This is a genomic window from Streptomyces nanshensis (assembly GCF_001751255.1).
Classification (GTDB): Bacteria; Actinomycetota; Actinomycetes; order Streptomycetales; family Streptomycetaceae; genus Streptomyces; species Streptomyces nanshensis_A.
The window spans coordinates 25,233-27,487 of sequence record NZ_LJGW01000025.1 but is presented as its reverse complement, the minus strand read 5'-3'; the positions used below and the strand labels follow the sequence as shown (position 1 = coordinate 27,487).

Below are 2,255 nucleotides of genomic sequence, written 5' to 3'. Positions count from 1 at the left end.
CGCGGAGGGTTTCCCTCCGCGGCCCTTCCGTGTGCTCCGTGCGCGTACCTTGCGTGGGCGTCCGTACGGCTCAACACCCGGGCGCGGAACCGCAGTCGACCGGCCCGCGTACGTCCGGGGGTCCGCCCGCGTCCGTACGTACGCCGTCAGCTCTCCAGGCGGCGCACCGCCGCCGCGACCCGCTCGTCCGTCGCCGTGAACGCGACCCGGACGAACTGCTCGCCCGCCTCGCCGTAGAAGTCGCCGGGCGCGACGAGCACTCCGAGCTTGGAGAGGTCCCCGACGGTGTCCCAGCACGGCTCGTCGCGCGTCGCCCACAGATACAGCGACGCCTCGCTGTGCTCGATGCGGAAGCCGCGCCCCTCCAGGGCCGTCCGCAGAGCCGCGCGCCGTGCCGCGTACCGCTCGCGCTGCCGCGCCACATGCGCGTCGTCGCCGAGCGCCGCGACCGTGGCGGCCTGCACCGGCGCGGGCACCATCATCCCGCCGTGCTTGCGGATGTGCAGCAGCTCCCCGAGCACCGCCTCGTCGCCGACCGCGAACGCCGCGCGGTAACCGGCGAGATTGGAGCGCTTGGAGAGCGAGTGGACGGCGACCACGCCCTCGTACGAACCGCCGCAGACGTCCGGCCGCAGTACCGACACCGGTTCGGTCTCCCAGCCCAGCTCCAGATAGCACTCGTCGGCGACGAGCAGCACCCCGTGCTCCCGCGCCCACGCGACCGTGCGGGCCAGCAGCGCAGCGTCCAGCACCCGACCCGTGGGATTCGACGGGGAGTTGAGCCACAGCAGCCGCAGCCCCCGCGGGTCCAGCTCGGTGGGGTCGTCGTAGACGACGGGCTCCGCGCGGGCGAGACGGGCGCCCACCTCGTACGTCGGGTAGGCGAGCCGCGGATACGCCACGCGGTCGCCCGGTCCGAGGCCGAGTTGGGTGGGCAGCCACGCGACGAACTCCTTGGAGCCGACGAGCGGCAGCACGTTGCGGTGGGCGAGCCCGGCGGCTCCCAGGCGGCGTTCGCACCAGCCGGTGACGGCGTCGCGGAGCGCGGCGGTGCCCCACACCGTGGGATAGCCGGGGCTGTCGGCGGCGTCGGCGAGCGCCTGCCGGATCAGTTCGGGGACGGGGTCGACCGGGGTGCCGACGGAGAGGTCGACGATGCCGTCGCCGTGCGCCGCCGCGGCGGCCTTATACGGCTCCAGCCTGTCCCAGGGGAACTCAGGGAGCCGGGCGGAGACGGCCGAGGCGGGAGAAGCGGGAGAAGCGGGGGAAGCCGGGGAGGCGGAGGAAGAGGCCACTGAAGGACTCGCTTTCTGCTGTGAAACACGTGATCCCGCACACGCGCCGGACCGGCCGGCGTGCTGTGCGGGACCACTGACCGCGGAGGGTGGGCCGCCCGTACCGCGGCGGTGTCACTCGTCGTGGCTCTGCGGGGGGAGCGCGGCGATGAACGGGTGGTCCCGCTCGATCAGTCCGAGCTTGCTGGCCCCGCCGGGCGAGCCGAGCTCGTCGAAGAACTCGACGTTCGCCTTGTAGTAGTCCTTCCACTCCTCGGGAGTGTCGTCTTCGTAGAAGATCGCCTCGACCGGGCAGACCGGCTCGCAGGCGCCGCAGTCGACGCATTCGTCGGGGTGAATGTACAAGGACCGCTGGCCCTCGTAGATGCAGTCGACGGGGCACTCCTCGATGCAGGCCTTGTCCTTCAGGTCGACACAAGGCTCCGCGATGACGTAGGTCACGCTGTCGTTCCTCCTCTATAGGGCCGGCGGACCGGTGTGCGAGGTCCGTCGCTGGGCGCGCGGGAGCGCGGCGTCGTCGATGCCCGTCCTAGTATCTCCGTTCCCGGTACCGAGACGAACAGGAGGGGCGGGTAGAGCAGTGGAGTTCACCACGGGCGGACGCCTCGAGGTCCGAATTACCGCGTCTGACGTGGGAAAACGTGTTTCTGTCCGGTCTGCGACCGGATCGGGGCGACGTGGCGCCGCCTTCACCGACACGGTCGGGGTTCTCACATCCTGGAACGACGGTGTGCTGCGCATCACCCGCCGCGGCGGACAGAGCGTGCCCATCGACGAGTCGGCCCTTGTCGCCGGGAAGGTCGTCCCCGCCGCACCGGCCCGGCGCCGCGGTCTCCCCGCGGCGAGCGTACGGGAACTGGTCGAGGTCGCGGCGCGCGGCTGGCCCGCCGTCGAGACGGAGCCGCTGGGCGGCTGGACGCTGCGGGCGAGCGCCGAACCGGAGGGCGACGGCCCCGAGGG

At 72.4% G+C, this 2,255-nt stretch carries 2 protein-coding genes and 1 pseudogene; 1 reads left to right on the top strand and 2 read right to left on the bottom strand.

Annotated features, from left to right (window positions below):
* Positions 1-146: 146 nt before the first annotated feature.
* Complete coding sequence (gene dapC, locus AN218_RS01080; RefSeq protein ID WP_070014535.1) at positions 147-1,295, bottom strand: succinyldiaminopimelate transaminase; 1,149 nt, start codon at positions 1,293-1,295, stop codon at positions 147-149.
* A gap of 114 nt (positions 1,296-1,409) precedes the next feature.
* A complete protein-coding gene (gene fdxA, locus AN218_RS01075; RefSeq protein WP_070014534.1) occupies positions 1,410-1,736 on the bottom strand; it encodes a ferredoxin in 327 nt (108 codons plus the stop codon).
* A 139-nt stretch (positions 1,737-1,875) separates the two neighbouring features.
* Here fdxA and AN218_RS01070 point away from each other — a divergent pair.
* Positions 1,876-2,255, top strand: a pseudogene (locus AN218_RS01070) (GNAT family N-acetyltransferase); the annotation flags it as partial.